This window comes from Streptomyces sp. CS113, from assembly GCF_002188365.1.
Taxonomy (GTDB): domain Bacteria; phylum Actinomycetota; class Actinomycetes; order Streptomycetales; family Streptomycetaceae; genus Streptomyces; species Streptomyces tendae.
In genome coordinates, this window is record NZ_KZ195574.1 from 4,715,443 (window position 1) to 4,729,669 (window position 14,227).

Annotated in this window: 14 protein-coding genes and 3 pseudogenes; 6 read left to right on the top strand and 11 right to left on the bottom strand. The window is 68.9% G+C overall.

The annotated features are described in order from the left end of the window. Positions 1–114 precede the first annotated feature (114 nt). The 3 pseudogenes from B9W62_RS21015 to B9W62_RS40245 all read right to left on the bottom strand — a co-directional run. Positions 115–1,441, bottom strand: a pseudogene (locus B9W62_RS21015) (tyrosine-type recombinase/integrase). Then, positions 1,327–1,568, bottom strand: a pseudogene (locus tag B9W62_RS21020) (helix-turn-helix transcriptional regulator). The pseudogenes B9W62_RS21015 and B9W62_RS21020 overlap by 115 nt, the downstream one beginning before the upstream one ends. Next, positions 1,564–1,835: pseudogene (locus B9W62_RS40245) on the bottom strand (replication initiator); the annotation flags it as partial. The pseudogenes B9W62_RS40245 and B9W62_RS21020, both read right to left, overlap by 5 nt. 211 nt (positions 1,836–2,046) lie before the next feature. Between B9W62_RS40245 and B9W62_RS21030 the strand changes: the two are divergent. Next, a complete protein-coding gene (locus tag B9W62_RS21030) occupies positions 2,047–3,591 on the top strand; it encodes an ATP-dependent nuclease (RefSeq protein WP_087808623.1) in 1,545 nt (514 codons plus the stop codon). A 420-nt stretch (positions 3,592–4,011) separates the two neighbouring features. On the opposite strand, the gene B9W62_RS21035 is transcribed toward B9W62_RS21030, so the two are convergent. After that, positions 4,012–4,452, bottom strand: coding sequence for an ATP-binding protein (locus B9W62_RS21035; RefSeq protein WP_087808624.1), 441 nt, complete (start codon positions 4,450–4,452; stop codon positions 4,012–4,014). 332 nt (positions 4,453–4,784) lie between these two features. Here B9W62_RS21035 and B9W62_RS21040 point away from each other — a divergent pair, with 332 nt between their 5' ends. Continuing rightward, positions 4,785–5,543: a GntR family transcriptional regulator gene (locus tag B9W62_RS21040; RefSeq protein ID WP_087808625.1), complete on the top strand. Its 759-nt coding sequence runs from the start codon at positions 4,785–4,787 to the stop codon at positions 5,541–5,543. A 167-nt stretch (positions 5,544–5,710) separates the two neighbouring features. Here B9W62_RS21040 and B9W62_RS21045 read toward each other — a convergent pair whose 3' ends face one another. The 3 genes from B9W62_RS21045 to B9W62_RS21060 form a co-directional block, all read right to left on the bottom strand. Beyond that, positions 5,711–6,592: an alpha/beta fold hydrolase gene (locus B9W62_RS21045; RefSeq protein ID WP_179235589.1), complete on the bottom strand. Its 882-nt coding sequence runs from the start codon at positions 6,590–6,592 to the stop codon at positions 5,711–5,713. A 44-nt stretch (positions 6,593–6,636) separates the two neighbouring features. Continuing rightward, positions 6,637–8,013 carry a hypothetical protein gene (locus B9W62_RS21055; RefSeq protein WP_256976533.1) on the bottom strand — a complete coding sequence of 459 codons (1,377 nt, stop codon included), beginning with the start codon at positions 8,011–8,013 and terminating at the stop codon, positions 6,637–6,639. Positions 8,014–8,137: 124 nt separating this feature from the next. Then, positions 8,138–8,716 (bottom strand): TetR/AcrR family transcriptional regulator, encoded by a 579-nt coding sequence (locus B9W62_RS21060; RefSeq protein ID WP_087808627.1) that lies wholly within the window; start codon positions 8,714–8,716, stop codon positions 8,138–8,140. A gap of 150 nt (positions 8,717–8,866) precedes the next feature. On the opposite strand from B9W62_RS21060, the gene B9W62_RS21065 reads away from it, so the two are divergent. Further along, complete coding sequence (locus B9W62_RS21065; RefSeq protein WP_087808628.1) at positions 8,867–9,058, top strand: DUF6381 family protein; 192 nt, start codon at positions 8,867–8,869, stop codon at positions 9,056–9,058. 235 nt (positions 9,059–9,293) lie between these two features. Next, positions 9,294–10,028: a dienelactone hydrolase family protein gene (locus B9W62_RS21070; RefSeq protein WP_087812009.1), complete on the top strand. Its 735-nt coding sequence runs from the start codon at positions 9,294–9,296 to the stop codon at positions 10,026–10,028. Positions 10,029–10,220: 192 nt separating this feature from the next. On the opposite strand, the gene B9W62_RS21075 is transcribed toward B9W62_RS21070, so the two are convergent. Beyond that, positions 10,221–10,619, bottom strand: a complete 399-nt coding sequence (locus B9W62_RS21075) for a cupin domain-containing protein (RefSeq protein ID WP_087808629.1) — start codon at positions 10,617–10,619, stop codon at positions 10,221–10,223. 108 nt (positions 10,620–10,727) lie between these two features. Between B9W62_RS21075 and B9W62_RS21080 the strand changes: the two genes are divergently transcribed. After that, positions 10,728–11,108: a VOC family protein gene (locus B9W62_RS21080; RefSeq protein WP_087808630.1), complete on the top strand. Its 381-nt coding sequence runs from the start codon at positions 10,728–10,730 to the stop codon at positions 11,106–11,108. 12 nt (positions 11,109–11,120) lie between these two features. On the opposite strand, the gene B9W62_RS21085 is transcribed toward B9W62_RS21080, so the two are convergent. Both B9W62_RS21085 and B9W62_RS21090 read right to left on the bottom strand, forming a co-directional pair. Further along, positions 11,121–11,990, bottom strand: coding sequence for an AraC family transcriptional regulator (locus B9W62_RS21085; protein ID WP_179235590.1), 870 nt, complete (start codon positions 11,988–11,990; stop codon positions 11,121–11,123). Between the two features lie 91 nt (positions 11,991–12,081). Further along, positions 12,082–12,732, bottom strand: a complete 651-nt coding sequence (locus B9W62_RS21090) for a TetR/AcrR family transcriptional regulator (protein WP_087808632.1) — start codon at positions 12,730–12,732, stop codon at positions 12,082–12,084. 100 nt (positions 12,733–12,832) lie between these two features. Here B9W62_RS21090 and B9W62_RS21095 point away from each other — a divergent pair, with 100 nt between their 5' ends. Further along, positions 12,833–13,717, top strand: a complete 885-nt coding sequence (locus B9W62_RS21095; RefSeq protein WP_143665470.1) for an SDR family NAD(P)-dependent oxidoreductase — start codon at positions 12,833–12,835, stop codon at positions 13,715–13,717. A gap of 55 nt (positions 13,718–13,772) precedes the next feature. On the opposite strand, the gene B9W62_RS21100 is transcribed toward B9W62_RS21095, so the two are convergent. Beyond that, positions 13,773–14,129: an SCO4225 family membrane protein gene (locus B9W62_RS21100; protein ID WP_087808634.1), complete on the bottom strand. Its 357-nt coding sequence runs from the start codon at positions 14,127–14,129 to the stop codon at positions 13,773–13,775. Between the last annotated feature and the right edge of the window lie 98 nt (positions 14,130–14,227).

Sequence of the window (14,227 nt, forward strand, 5' to 3'; positions counted from 1 at the left end):
GGTGTCCGTGATTTGACTCCCGCGATTTGCTGTCCGTGATTTGGTTTCTGGTGTCGGTTCACGTGTGGTGATTCAAAATGCTGTCCCCCGTGGGCTCCCGATTCGAACGTTGAGTCAGGCAAAGACAGAGGCCACGACCTTGCGGGTGCGCTCCTGGCTGGACGGCATGAGGTGTGCGTACACGCGGAGGGTCAGGCCCGGGTCCGAGTGGCCGAGGTACTTGGCGAGGGCCTTGATGTTCTCGCCCGCGTCCAGGAGCACCGAGGCGTAGACGTGGCGGAGCGCGTGCATGCCGTTCTCGCGTGACTCCGCGTACGGCCGGCCCTGCTTGGGCACGGGGATGACGCCGACCGCGGCTAGCGCCCGCTTCCACACCTCCTCGTTGAGCGACGTCCGCCAGACGTGCTTGCCGCGCGGCCCGGTGAAGAGCAGTCGCTTAGTGACCGGAGGGCCGTCGGCCACCTTCCACGGCAAGGTGATCTCGACCGGCGGGAACTCCTTCATGTGCGCTCGGAGCGCATCGGCGACCGGCCCCGGAAGCGGCACGTCCCGGAGCCTGCCGCCCATGGGCAGGGCGAACACCGCCTTGCTGCGGCTCAGTTTCAGTTGCTGGACCACGTGGAGCGTGTCCGAGCCGAAGTCGATCGCATCGACGGCGACGCCGAGGATCTCCCCCTGGCGGAGCCCGCAGCCGGCGCCCAGGTCGACCATCGCGGGGAAGCGCTCGGGCATGGAGGCCCGGACGCCGAAGACCCGCTCGGGCGTCCAGGGAACGACGCGCTTGTGGTCGACGGTCGGCGGCCGGACCGAACGGGCCGCGCACGGGTTCCGGGGCAGGTGGCCGTCGTCCACGGCCGCGCTCAGCACCGCGCACGTTGCAGTAGATCGTCCGGGCGTACGACCCCCGGATGCCGCTCTCCTGCAACTGCCGTACCCAGTCGCGGATGTGCGCCGGCTGGAAGGAGTCGAACGGACGTGTGCCGAGGTAGGGGAAGGCGGGCAGCCGGAGTTGCGACTCTATCGAGGCTTGGGTGTTCGGGTCGGCGCCCTGTGTGGCGACCCAGCGCTCGGCGTACTGCTGGAAGGTGATTCGGGCGGCGCGCGGGTCGATGTACTGCCCGCGCGCCATGTCAGCCTCGATGTGCGCGAGCCACTGGTCGGCAAGCCGCTTCTGTCTGTCGGGGAAGCTCTTGGACTTCTCCGTACCGTCTGGCCCGACGTACCGGTAGCGGAGTCCCGAGCCGTAGCGCTCGCTCTTGACCTTCCGGACCTTCCCGTCCGGGCCCGTCTCGGTCCGATACCACCGGTCTTGGACGTGCCCGGACGTCAGGCGGCAACTCCCTCGCGCTGCGCGTCCACCCAGGCCCGTACGTCCTCCGGGTCGAAACGCAGGTGCCGACCGACCCGGAAGCCGCGCGGTCCGGTGCGCTTGCGGCGCCACTGGTAGACCGTCTCGACGCTGGGCAGGTCGAACCCCGCACGACCAGATCGTGGGGCGTGAGGTAGCGCGAGGGCAGGGTGTGCGGTGCGGCGACCGTGCCCGCCACGGTGAGGCGTTGGTCCGCCACGGGTGGGTTCTCCTTCCGTTCCGGGGGTGGGTTCGAGGGAGGCAGCGAGCCAGGCTTCGGCGTCGGAGAGGTCGGTTCTGGCGAAGGCCCAGTGCGCGAGGACGTACGTCGTCTCGGGCCCGGTGTCGGTGGTGGCCGCCTTGCGCGGCGCCATACGGCGCGGACGTCGCGGAGGGCGCCGAGGGTGGTGGAGTGGCGGCGGGACTTGGTAGAGAAGTGGCCGCGGAAGCCGAGCATGTGGGCCCAGGCGTGCAGGCGGAGGGGTTCTCTACTGGTTCAAGGCGGCTCGCTCCGCTCACCGCGCGCGGCCCGGCCCCCGGTCGGGCCTGCGCTCCTGTCTCCGCCCCGCTACAGCCCAGCCGACGCCCGTGCCGCGCTCTCATCAAGCAACCGCTTGACCTCAGAGAAACCGCACACCACAGCTAGGGCGGCCTCGTATGCTGGCGGTGCCATTGAGAGGCACACCGGAGGGGCGCGAGTGAAAAGCGAAATCCGCAACAGCGACATTACGGCACTCTTCTCGCGGGTAAATAAGCGAGCCTACGACAAATACCTCCGTCGCGTCCGCCTAGTAAAGCTCCGTGGATTCGAGAATCGGGAAATCAATTTCGACTTTCCAGTGACAGCCCTTGTGGGGCCAAACGGCTCTGGAAAGACCACAATCTTGGGGGCAGCCGCCTTGATTCACCAAGGCGTAGTTCCCCGACGGTTCTTCGCCAAGAGTGGCAAGTACGACGAGAGCATGAAGAACTGGAGGGTTGAATACGAAATTCTCGACAAACGCGAAATGAGCAGCACCACCATCAGTCGCACGGCGAGCTACCTCAAGGCGAAGTGGAATCGAGACGCGGTCGATCGCGACGTATTGATTTTTGGCGTAAGCAGAACACTCCCCGCTAGCGAGCGAAAGGAGCTTTCCCGATTCATCGGATCGGGCTTCCAGGGGTTCTCCGAGGATCAATTGACGGCCCCGGTCATTCAAGCGGTGGAAGCGATCCTGGGCAAGGACGCCGCGGCATATCTCCGCGTCAATTCAGGCGAGGGAGATCTTTCCATCTTCGCTTCTCAGGAAACGGACGAAACTGCTGGCTACTCCGAATTTCACTTCGGCGCAGGCGAGGCCAGCGTAATACGAATCGTGTCCCAGATCGAAGCGGCACAGAATCACGCGTTGATCCTCGTAGAAGAGATTGAGAACGGGTTGCACCCTGTCGCGACGCGACGACTCGTCGAATACTTCATTGGCGTCGCTAAGCGGAAGTCCGTCCAGGTGATTTTTACAACTCACTCCAACGATGCTCTTATACCCCTCCCGAACGAGGCTGTGTGGGTCGCATACAGGGGGGAAGTGAAACAGGGGAAATTGGACGTTGCCTCACTGCGAGCATTGACCGGTCAAATCAACGCCCGGGTTGCAGTATTTACTGAAGATCGATTTGACGAGATTGTCGCCGACATCACCTTGCGCACCTACTGTCAGAAACACGGTCTCGACCGCTCTGGGATCGAAATTCACAAGCTTGGTGGTGCTGCACCTGCGAGAGATCACACCCGATTCCATAACGCTAGCCCAGCACGTAGGTTCTTTGCGGTTGCCCTACTGGACGGAGATAAGAGGAAAGAGGACGGTTTCGAGCCGAAACGAATAATGATTACCGCATCCGAAGACGACGCAGATACTTTCTCGGATTTGTCTTTCATTCCTGGAGAAAGTGACCCGGAAGAGCTGATTATTGATCGTATTTTGACCGGCCTGAAAGAGATTCCAACCCTTCTGGGTAAGCTGACGATCTCACTGCACTTGGATAGTTTCATGCAGGAGCAGGTGCGGCAGTCCGTAGTGCAGAGGTCCTACACTAATGGCGACCGCCATAATATTTTTCGCCAAATTGGAGAAGATTTGGACTTTCTCAGTGAAGAGCTGGTTCAGCGGGCATTTATTACAACATGGGCCTACGCCTATCCCGGCGACATTGATGAAATGTGGGATCCAATCCGCTCGCTCTTGGTGAAACGGATTTAGCCTGCTGTCTCGGCGATCGCGACTTCTCAGCCTGTGAGCTTTCCACTGTCGACACGGGCCAAGGCTTCCGCTGGTCGACGAACGTCGGTTACGTGGCTGAGGCCGAGTGCAGCGAGGCATGCGCGCGCCTGGTCGGTCGACGCACCCACCGTCGTGGCTGACTGTCGTCGGCTGAGGTTCGAACGGGGTGCCGTCTCTGGGCCGTCCGAGGGCGCTCAACAGTCACCGACAGCGACCAACGATGACCACCACGCACGCAGGGGCACCGCCCCCGACCTGCAAAAACCCAGCTTGCCAAGATCACCGGCAAGACCCAGGGCAAGAGGAAGTAGGCCGACCTCAGCCGGCCCCTGTCTGCCGTTACTCGACAGGGCGGGGGCCGACTGGCGTATCGGGGCGGCGCTCGTGCGGGCGGTCGTGTCAGGGCGGTGGCCAGGTGTTGGCCATCTCGAAGGAGACCACCGTTCCGCCGAAGCGGCTGGGGCCGGCGTGCCAGGAGTCGGCGACGGAGTCGACCAGCAGTAGTCCGCGCCCGTGCGCGTCGTTGGCCTCGGGGTGCCTGAGCCGCACGCTCTCCGGGAGCCCCGGGTTGTGCACCTCGACCCGGAACGACGCCTCCACACGGAACCACTCGACCCGGACGAGCCAGGGTGCGTCCGACGTGCCGTGGACGACGGCATTGGTCACCAGCTCGGAGAGCAGCAGGACGCAGTCGTCGATCGAGCACGTCAGCTGGTAGGGAGTGACGAACTTTCGGAACCAGCGTCTGGCCCGGGGCACGGACTCGGCGACGGGATGCAAGGTCATCGCGCCGAGGCGCGGCGACTCCGCACACGGAAAGCGGTCGATCGCGTAGGCCACCCGTACTCACTCCCCGCCACTGAGTTCGCGATGGGGGCGATGCCGCCGCCGTCTGACGAGGCCCCGCCTGTCCATGCCGACGAACGTCCGAGTCGACGCTCTCGCCGCTGCCAACGCGGCAGCCGAAGGACCGATCCCGTACGACGCCATACAACACCCCTCATTCAGGAAGTCATTCGCGACATCTCTAGACATGTACTGTGGCCAACATCTCTAGAGACGTCAAGTCCCCCATTCGGTAGCGCTCTTGAGGAGATCGAGTGGCTACTCGGAGCGAGCGAGCCACAGACCTGTGGCCTAAGGTGTCTAGAGAAGGAGAGGAGGCCCACGGGATGGCCAATACCGGAGACGACCGACGGCCCAAGTACCAGCGGATCGCCGACATGCTGCGCGAATCGATCCGGTCGGGCGAGTACGGTCCCGGTGATCGGCTCCCGGGGGAGAACGACCTCATGGCCACGCACGGCGTGGCTCGTATGACGGCCCGCCAGGCGTTGAGCGTCCTCCGGGACGAAGGCGTCGCCGAGGCCCGCAAGGGCGCCGGCGTGTTCGTCCGGGAGTTCCGCCCGCTTCGGCGCCGGGGCATCCAGCGTCTGGCCCAGCAGCAATGGGGCAACGGCAGGTCCATCTGGTCGGCCGACATCGAGAACCGCTCACTCGATGTGGACCAGGTCGCGGTGTCCGAGGAAGCCGCGCCCGACGTCGTCGCCGCGGTCCTGGACCTGGCCGACGGGGAGACGGTGTGCGTACGGCGCCGGCGCTTCGTTCTGGATGGCAAGCCGGTCCTGCTTGCGACGAGCTACTTGCCAGCCGCCCTGGTCGCCGGGTCCGCGATCACTCAGGAGGACACCGGGAAGGGCGGGACGTACGCCCGGCTCGCCGAACTCGGCCACGGGCCGGTGCACTTCCGTGAGGAGATCCGCTCACGCATGCCCTCGAAGGGCGAGGCCGACCAGTTGGGCATGGCCGCGGGCACCCCGGTCATCGTCATCTGCCGCACCGCGTTCACGGACGAGGGCCGCGCCGTCGAGGTCAACGAAATGAAGCTGGACGCCGCCTCGTACGTCCTGGAGTACGACTTCGACGCGTAGGCCGGGCGGTCTCGCCCCACGGCACGACGCCGACTCCGAGTCTGAGGAGTGCCTGAGGAGTGCTTGAGAGCGCCGGCGGGTGCTGGTGGGGCCAAGGGCCTCGTGGCTGTGCGGAACCAGATCGTTCGGTTCCGCACAGCCACGAGGCCCTCGCCGTGCCGGGGCCGTTACTGGTGCGTGGTCAGGAACGGTAGGAGGACGGCGGCCATCTCGTCCGGTACTTCCTCCGCGAGGTCGTGGCCGGCGTCGAAGACGTGGCCGGTGACGTCGTGGGCCATGAGCCGCATCTGGGACTCGTTGCGGTCGCCGATGAAGGCGGATCCGCCCAGTGCCAGGACCGGGATGTCCAGCTTCTTCTGTGCGGACTGCCGGTTCTGTTCCGCGTCGACGAGCATGGCCCGGTAGATGGAGAGCATCGCGCGGATGCCGCCGGGCATGGAGTAGCAGCGCACGTATTCGTCGAGCGCGTCGGGGGTGGCGGTGTCGGGCCGGCTGCGCTCGTACTTGATCATGTAGGTGATCAGCTCGCGCTCGTGTCCGCTGATCAGCATCTCGGGTACGTCGGGCTGGAAGTAGAAGCCCAGGTGCCACAGGTGCATGCCGCTGGAGACGTTCTCGGGGGTGAGGGCCGTGTGGTCCTCGAAGCCGAATCCGGGGAACAGTGCCTCGGCGAACACGAGAGCCGTGACGTGATCGCGGTGGCGGGCGGCGAGTTGGTAGCCGATCACCGCTCCCCAGTCCTCACCCACCACGGCGTAGCTCCGGTGGCCGAGGTGGTTCATCAGTTCGGCGATGTCGTCGCTCATGGTCGCGGAGTCGTAGCCGTCCGACGGCCGGGCGGAGTCGCCGAGACCGCGGAGGTCCGGCACGACGACGGTGTAGTGGGGCGTCAGCTTGGGAAGGAGGTGGCGCCAGTGGTAGCTGGTCTTGGGTACGCCGTGCAGGAGCACCACCGCGGGGCCGGACCCGGCTGTGCGGTAGTGGATACTCGTGCCGTTCACGGCTGCTCGGCCCGTGCGGACGGGCGTTCCTTCGTGGTCGAGCATCATGTTGTTCTTCCTCGATCTTCTTGGTGTGCGCGGCGATGCGGGCGTCAGCGGGCTTGTGCGGGGTCGACTAGGAGCGTCAGGCGGCTCGGTCCGGGGCCGTCCGCGGTTGTCCGGGCAGCGGAACGGCCGGCGGAGTGGCCGGCGGGATGGTTGGCGGGGCGCAGGGTGAGGTTTTCCGGGTAGAGGCGGCCCAGCAGGGCCAGTACGACGAGGTCGTCCTGAGCGGTGGCGTCCAGGGTGACGTCGCCGCTCTGCGTCCACACCAGTCCCGGCGCGCGCAGCGCGGACCAGGCGTCGGCGGTGCCGGACGCGTCCCCTGCTGCGGGGCTCTCACGATGGGCGAAGCGGTGGCCGCGCAGGGCTTGGCCGAGGTCGACGTGGGCGGTGGTGCCGTCGTGGGTGACCTCGATGCGGGCGGTGCGGGTCCCGTCGATGACCGGCGTGGTGACCGGACGGGCGGCGAGCGGGCCCGATGTGGTGCGGGCGGGCGCCAGGTCCTCGACCCGGGTGCGGGGTGCGGCGTAGTAGTCCTGTACCTCGGCGACGTACGTGGCGGTTTCACCGGCGGACGGGTCGGGGCGCCAGGTCAGCAGGTGCCGGGGCGCGGTCAGGGGCGGCTGGTCGAGGACGGCGGGGAGGGCGGTGCCGCCACCCGCCTCGAAGCCGTAGCCGGCCGGACCGGAGGTGCCGGTGACGACGTTGCGGGCGAAGGCCACGATGCTGGTGTGCCGGATCTGCCGCACGAGGAGTTCGGTGAGGAACGCGTCGCGGGGCGGTTCGGTGTGCCGCAGTCCGGCCGGGGTGGTCAGGAGCGGGACCTCCTGCCAGTTGGTGAAGGGCAGCAGGGCGTCGCGCAGCAGGACGATCTGGTGCAGCCACTCGTTGTAGAGCTGCATCGAGACCGGTCCACCGCGACGTCCGAGGAGCAGATCGGCTGCGGGTGGGGTGAGCAGGTGGCCGTAGCAGTGGCTGCGGACGACCAGCGGGCCGGCGGGCAGCGGCACCGGATCGGTGAGCAGCCTTTCCAGCGCCTCGGTCGACCAGGAGGCGAGCTCCCGGCCGATCGTCTCGGCCTGCGCGCCCAGTTCGCGCGCTGCCGAGGCGCTGTCCGGGCCGAGGAACAGCGGGAGGGCGGTCTCCCGGGTGCCGAGGGCGAGGGTGGCGTGGATCTGACCCTCCAGCACCTCGATGTCGGCGCTGGTGAGGGCGTTGTCGTCGATGATGCCCTGGAGCAGCGGTTCGGTGGCGGTGAAGAACGCGCGGGCGGTCAGGGTGGTGCCGGCCGCGGGGAAGGTGTTCCAGCGGCTTCCGCCGAGAGCGGGCCTACTCGGGATGGCGGGCGTACCGGGGGTGGCGGGCGCACTCGGGGTGGCGGGTGTACCCGGGATGGCGGGCGTACCCGGGGTGGATGCGTGGGGCATGGGTCCTCCGAGGTCTTCGGTCAGGGTGCGAGCGGGGCGGGGGCGCCGGATCTCGGGTCCGGGCGGGCACCGCGAGGTGCGTTTTTTTCTGGATCGCCTGTTACAGATTGCGGGCATGAAAAAGTCAGTCGAGGGCGGCCAGCGCGACCTCCACGAGGGGTTCGAGGGTGCGGACGTCCGGCGTGATCTTCGCGGAGACCAGCAGTCCGTTGAGGAAGGTGACGAGGAAAGCGGCGAGGGCGTACGGGTCGTGCCGCTTCGCGATCTCGCCCCGCTCCGCCGCGACCCGCAGTACGTCAGCGAGCGCGTCCCGGCTGGCGTCCTGCATGTCGCGTACGGTGCGCTGGGTCGCCGCGTCCTCCGGCAGGCGCTCGCAGGCGGCATTGACCGCCAGGCAGCCCCGGCCGTCGTCCTTCACGGCGATCCGGACCCGCTCGACCAGCATCGCGCGGATCGCCGACCGGGCGTCCGCCCCCTCCTCCAGGCTGCGCAGGGCGGCCGCCGCGAGCGTGGTGCGGTAGTGCTCCAGCGCTGCCCGGTACAGGCCGCCCTTGTCGCCGAACGCGGCATACAGGGACCCCTGGCCGATCCCCAGGTGCCCGGTCAGGTCGCGCACCGAGGTGGCCTCGTAGCCGCGCGTCCAGAACAGCTCCATGGCGCGGCTCACCGCCGCCTCGGTGTCGAACTCCCGGGTTCTTGCCATGACCTCACCGTAACCTATCTGGATCGTTCGCCCAAGAAAGGAGGCTCCGGCGTGTGCTTGGCGGAGCGGGGGCGGAGAGGGTGCGGAAGGTAGCCGAGCGTGATTCGCTGGTATACGCAACTGCACACTCACGATGCGAGGACGGATCCCATGAGTGCAGGTGGAGAGACTCGCGCCCGACTCCAGCAGATGCGCGACAAGGCCCAGGAGTTGAAGGCCGCCTCGGAACGGACCGGCGACCCTGGCGAGCGCAAGAGGCTCCAGGAGAAGGCGCGACGGCTACAGAGCCAGAGTGAAGAGGAAAGCATGGAGCGGGGCGGGGACATCTACCCCGCGGAGTGAAGCCCCGGCCCCGGCCCCGGCACCGGCACCGGCCCCGCCCAGGCCTCGGCACTACGGCGTTCGGTGGGCTACGTTGTGCAGCTATGACTACCGGGACGGCTTCGCGCCACACACGGATTGGTGACCCGGTGCTCCTCTGAGCGCCGCGCGGGCTCCGCCTCCGTCGGGTTGATCACAGGCACCACACATCAACCACGACAGGAGAGAGTCCATGCCTGAGGCCATGACCGAGTCCATGACCACCAAGACGCTGCATATTCCCACCGCGGACGGACAGTCCGACGCGTTCGCCGCCCTCCCCGGGGGCGGCGGGCCGTACCCGGGGGTACTGATGTACGCGGACGGCTTCGGGATCCGGCCCGCGCTGCGGGAGCTGGCCCGCGAACTGGCCGGGCACGGGTTCTACGTACTCGTCCCCAACTTCTTCTACCGGCACGGCCCGGCACCGGTCATCGAGCTTCCCGAGCGCATCGGAGAAGCGGAGCGACCCGCGGTCTTCGCCGAGCTGATGCCCTTGATCGAGGCGCACACCGCGGAACGCACTCTGAGGGACGCCGACGCCTACCTCGCGTTCCTCACCGCTCAGCCCGAGGTTGGCGCCGGGCCGGTCGCGGTGACCGGCTACTGCATCGGCGGCCTCCTGGCGACGTGTACCGCCGTGGCCCACCCGGGGCAGGTGGCCGCCCTCGCCGCGTTCCACGCGCCCGTGGGAGCCGACGGGCTCGACAGCCTCGCCGAGCTCACCGCCGAGGTCCATTTCGGTCACGCCGAGGGCGATTTGACGCCCGAGGGGCTCGACGGGCTCAACCAGGCCATGGACGCCGCCGGTGTCGGCTACACCTCCGAGATCTATCCCGGCACCGTCCACGGCTTCACGATGTCCGACACCGATGCCTTCGACCCCGCCGCATCGCAACTGCACTGGGACCGACTGCTGTCCCTGCTCGACCGCACCCTGACCGAGCGCTGAGCCTCCGGCCGGGGAGCGGGTGAGGCCGTCGCCGTGGGCTCGGTCGGGGAGCCGGGTCCGACGGTCCGACGGTGCCGTGATCGCGCGTAGTGCCGCCAGGTGGCCCTGATACGCGGCTCGGCCCTGCCGCTGGAGTGGCAAGCGAAGAGTCCGCAGGTCAGGGCCGCGGAGGCACCGCTGTCGAGCAGAACGTCAGTGCCCGGCGGGCGGCCCGCCGGAGTCGTCCTGCTCGACGACCGCGTACCCGGGCACGGACGGCCACCGCACCGTCAGCACCACGGACTCCTCCTCCGCGTACCAGGAGTGGTCGACGCCCCTGCCCCACACGACGTAGTCGCCCTGCTCGGCGAGGACGACGCTGCGGCCGGGGAACTCCACCCGGAAGCGTCCGCTGACGAGGACCTGCAAGGCGGTCCGTTCCTCGCCGGTGACCCAGTGGGCGCGCTCGTCGCCCCGCGGATGGACGCCCCATTTGATCTCCAGTGCCTCACTGTGGCGGGGGTCGGCGGGGTCCTTGAAGTGCCCCAGCAACCACCCCCGGTCCAGTGCCGCGTCCTTGCCCGCGTTGCCCACGTACACGCCGTCCGTCATGGTTCCGGAAGCTAGCAGTGGCAAATCCTTCGCCTCCGGCCGACCCTCCGGGTACGGTCACCAGCGCGTTCGTATCCCGTGCCGCCCACGTCGAGAGCAGGTTCGTTCATGGCATGTCGGATCAGTGAGCTGGTGCTCGGTTGTCGTGACCCCGAGGCGCTGGCGCGCTTCTGGTGCGAGGTGCTGGACTTCGTCGTGCTCGACAGTGAGGACAACGAGTACGTCGAGATCGGGCCGCGGGAAGGGTTCGGCGGGCCGCAGCCCACGATCGTCCTCAGCCGCCGGGACGAGCCGGAGCCCGGCAAGGCCCGGCTGCACATCGACGTGAACGCCACCGACCGGGACCAGGACGCCGAGCTGGAACGCCTCCTGGAGCTCGGGGCGCGCCCGGCCGACGTCGGGCAGACCGGCGAGGAGTCGTGGCACGTCCTCGCCGATCCCGAGGGCAATGAGTTCTGCCTGCTCAAGACCCGCCTCGGGCCCCTGTGAGCCGTCGGCTCGTCAGACCGGTTCCACCGGGAGCCACAGTTCCGTCGTCGCCGTCGTGAAGTCGTCCGCGCGGTCCAGGACGGCGACGATCGACGGGCCGGGGCGCAGGCGCCACGGGTTGGAGGGGAACCACTCGGACGCGGTGGCCGCCCAGGTGGTCTGGAGGGCGTCCGGGTAGGGGCCCGAGCTGCGGAAGACCGCCCAGGTGCCCGCGGGGACCTCGATGGCGTCGAGGTCGTCCGGGGCCGGGGTGACGGCGGTGACCGCGACGCCGTGGAGGTAGGTCAGTTCGGTGCCCTCCGGGCTGTCCTGGGCCAGGTCGTCGCTGACCTGGAGCAGTCCTGCCGGGTCCGTGTCGCCGAGGGACTTCAGGCGGGCGTGGGCCTCCTGGGGGAGGGCGGCGACGTGCTGCTGGATGTGCGGGTTGACGCCCTCGTGGATGAGCGGGACGCGGGTCGCGTGGCCGATCAGGCGGAAGGCGGGGCGGTCGGTGAAGCGGGTGTCCATGGGGGTGTTCCCTTCGACGGTCAGGCGGAACCTGAGCTGCGGTTGTGTCCGAAGGGGGCCTCCGTCGCGGCGTACGTCGCGCGGGGCGGCGCCGTGGACCGTCCGGAACGCGCGTCCGAACGCCTCCGTGGAGCCGTATCCGTACCGGACGGCGATGCCCAGCAGGTCGTCCCCGCCCCGTACGACGTCGGCGGCGGCCACCGTCATGCGGCGCCGGCGGACGTACTCCGACAGCGGCATGCCCGCCAGCGACGAGAACATCCGGCGCAAGTGGTACTCGGTCGTGCCGAGCGTCGCCGCCAGCGCGGGGACGTCCGGTTCCTCGCCGAGGTGGTCCTCGACCAGGTCGACCAGGTGGTTCAGTGCCGAGATCATGCGGCCTCCCTTCGGCATCCACCGTGGCAGGGGGCACCGTCGCGGCGCCCGATCGCTGCGGTTCGGTGCGGTCGGGGTCTGCCCTCCCGGGTCAGGGGCCGGGCAGCTCCGCCTGACCCGGGTGGGTGCGGAGTCCGTCGAGGATGATCACCAGATAGCGGCGCCACAGCTGTGACGGCTGCCCGGCGGGCAGCGCCATCACCGCGTCGATCATCGCCGCGATCGGCGCGAGGTCGGCCTCGGTGACCCCGGCGCGCAGCGCGCCCTCGGTGCGGGCCCGGGCCAGGAGGTGCTCGCAGTGCGCGGTGATCGCCTGCCGTGCTTTGGTGAGACCGGCACCCTCCACGGTGCCCTGGCGCATCAGTTCACGCAGCCCGCGGTTGTGTGCCGCCCGTGCCAGCGCCTTCTCCAGGAAGCCGGCCAGGGCGCCGAAGGCGTCGTCCGCGTCCCGGGCCTGCCGCGCCATCGCCGCGATCTCGTCGAGTTCCTCGGCGTAGACCGCCTCGGCCAGCGCCTGCTTGTCGGGGTACTTCCGGTAGACGGTGCCCACTCCGAGCCCGGCGTGGTGCGCGACGTCGTTGAGTGTGGCGTGCAGTCCGCGGACGGCGAAGACCTCCCGGCCGGCGCGGAGGATGCGCCGACGGTTCAGCTCCGCGTCGCGCCTGAGCGGACGTGCCGTTGACGCGGCCGGTGCCGTCCCTCCTGCCGCGCCGGCCTCCCCGGCCCCTCGCTCCCCGCTCACGCAGGCCCCTTCCGCCGTCTTGACCGGACACAATCGGATACATCCTATCCGCTTCGTGGTAGCGTCCTGACGACGGTAAGCGGATATCCACTATCCACATGTGGCTGAGGAGCTGGCGATGCAGACCGTGGTCATCACCGGAGGCACCGACGGGCTCGGCAAGGGGCTCGCGCTGCACTACCTGCGCCAGGGGGCGCGGGTGATCGCCGTGGGCAGTACGCCCGCCAAGGGCGAAGCCCTGCTGGCCGAGGCGGCGGCGCTGTCCGCCGACGGCCGTGCCGTCTTCGTGCCCTGCGACCTCACCTCGGTCCGGGCCGCCCGCGCACTGGTCACCACGATCGAGGACACCTGTCCCTCGGTCGACAAGCTCGTCCTCTGCGCCCAGCGGTACCGGCTCTTCGGGCCCCGTGCCGTCACCCCCGAGGGGTTCGAGCACAGCTTCGCGCTCGCCTACCTGAGCCGGTACGTCCTCAGCCACGGACTGCGCCACGCGCTGGAGTCCGCCCCGCGGCCGGTCATCATGAACGTCGGCACCCCCGGCACCCCGCTGGGCCGGATCCGCTGGGACGATCTACAGCTGGAGACCGGGTACAGCGGGACCAGGGCCACGCTCCAGTCCTTCCGCGCCAACGACCTGCTCGGCGTCGCCTTCGGCGCCGTCCATCCCGAAACACCGGTCCGCTACGTCGGGTACAACCCCGGGGTCGTGGCGACCGGGATGCCCGAGCATCTGCCACAGCCCCTGCGGACTCTCACCAAGGCGTCCTTCGCCCTGTTCGCCGCCTCCGTGGCCAAGGCGGTCGCCCCCATGGTCCGCCTCCTGGACGAACCCCCGGTCGAACCGTTCACCGCCTACCGCACCACACGCCGGCTCTCCCTGAAGGGAGCCTCCTTCGACCAGGACGCCGCGCTGCGCCTGCACCGTCTCACCGCGGACGCGGTCGACCCGGCGCGGCGGCCACCGGCGGCCGGCCCGGCCACGTGAACGCGTACCGGAGCGGGGCAGGCGCCCGTGGGGCAGGCGCCTGTGGGTGGCGCGGTCAGTTCGCCGTCGTCAGGCGGGCGCGGTCGCCCCGGCGGCCCCGCAGGGTCTGCCACACCGCACCCAGGGCCAGCGACTGGACCAGCGCCGAGAGGACGATGCCGCCGATGAAGAACCACGTCGGGGCCTCGCCGCCCCAGCCCGCCTCGCCGAGCCAGGCCACGAAGCCGAAGGCCGGGAAGGTGAACAGGGCCGGCCAGACCCAGACGAGAGAGGCGTCGGGGCCGGTCGCGAAGAGGGGCTCCGCCGCGGCGACGGCCATCGCGCCGCCGACCAGGGCGAGGTAGAGCGCCGAGACCCGGTTGGCGACGGTCAGGCGGGTCAGGGTGCGTATGCGGCTGGTGGCGTTCGTCATCGGGATCGGGCTCCCCGTGCTCGTCGTCTGCTTCGTCCGGCTTCCTGTCTCCAGGGTCGGGCGGGAGCGGTTCCGGAGCCTGAGTACCCGTACTCAAG

Coding starts and splice junctions, on each gene's coding strand:
- B9W62_RS21040 (WP_087808625.1), top strand. CDS start 4,785: ATGGCCAATACCGGAGACGACCGACGGCCCAAGTACCAGCGGATCGCC.
- B9W62_RS21045 (WP_179235589.1), bottom strand. CDS start 6,592: ATGATGCTCGACCACGAAGGAACGCCCGTCCGCACGGGCCGAGCAGCC.
- B9W62_RS21055 (WP_256976533.1), bottom strand. CDS start 8,013: ATGCCCCACGCATCCACCCCGGGTACGCCCGCCATCCCGGGTACACCC.
- B9W62_RS21060 (WP_087808627.1), bottom strand. CDS start 8,716: ATGGCAAGAACCCGGGAGTTCGACACCGAGGCGGCGGTGAGCCGCGCC.
- B9W62_RS21065 (WP_087808628.1), top strand. CDS start 8,867: ATGAGTGCAGGTGGAGAGACTCGCGCCCGACTCCAGCAGATGCGCGAC.
- B9W62_RS21070 (WP_087812009.1), top strand. CDS start 9,294: ATGACCACCAAGACGCTGCATATTCCCACCGCGGACGGACAGTCCGAC.
- B9W62_RS21075 (WP_087808629.1), bottom strand. CDS start 10,619: ATGACGGACGGCGTGTACGTGGGCAACGCGGGCAAGGACGCGGCACTG.
- B9W62_RS21080 (WP_087808630.1), top strand. CDS start 10,728: ATGGCATGTCGGATCAGTGAGCTGGTGCTCGGTTGTCGTGACCCCGAG.
- B9W62_RS21085 (WP_179235590.1), bottom strand. CDS start 11,990: ATGATCTCGGCACTGAACCACCTGGTCGACCTGGTCGAGGACCACCTC.
- B9W62_RS21100 (WP_087808634.1), bottom strand. CDS start 14,129: ATGACGAACGCCACCAGCCGCATACGCACCCTGACCCGCCTGACCGTC.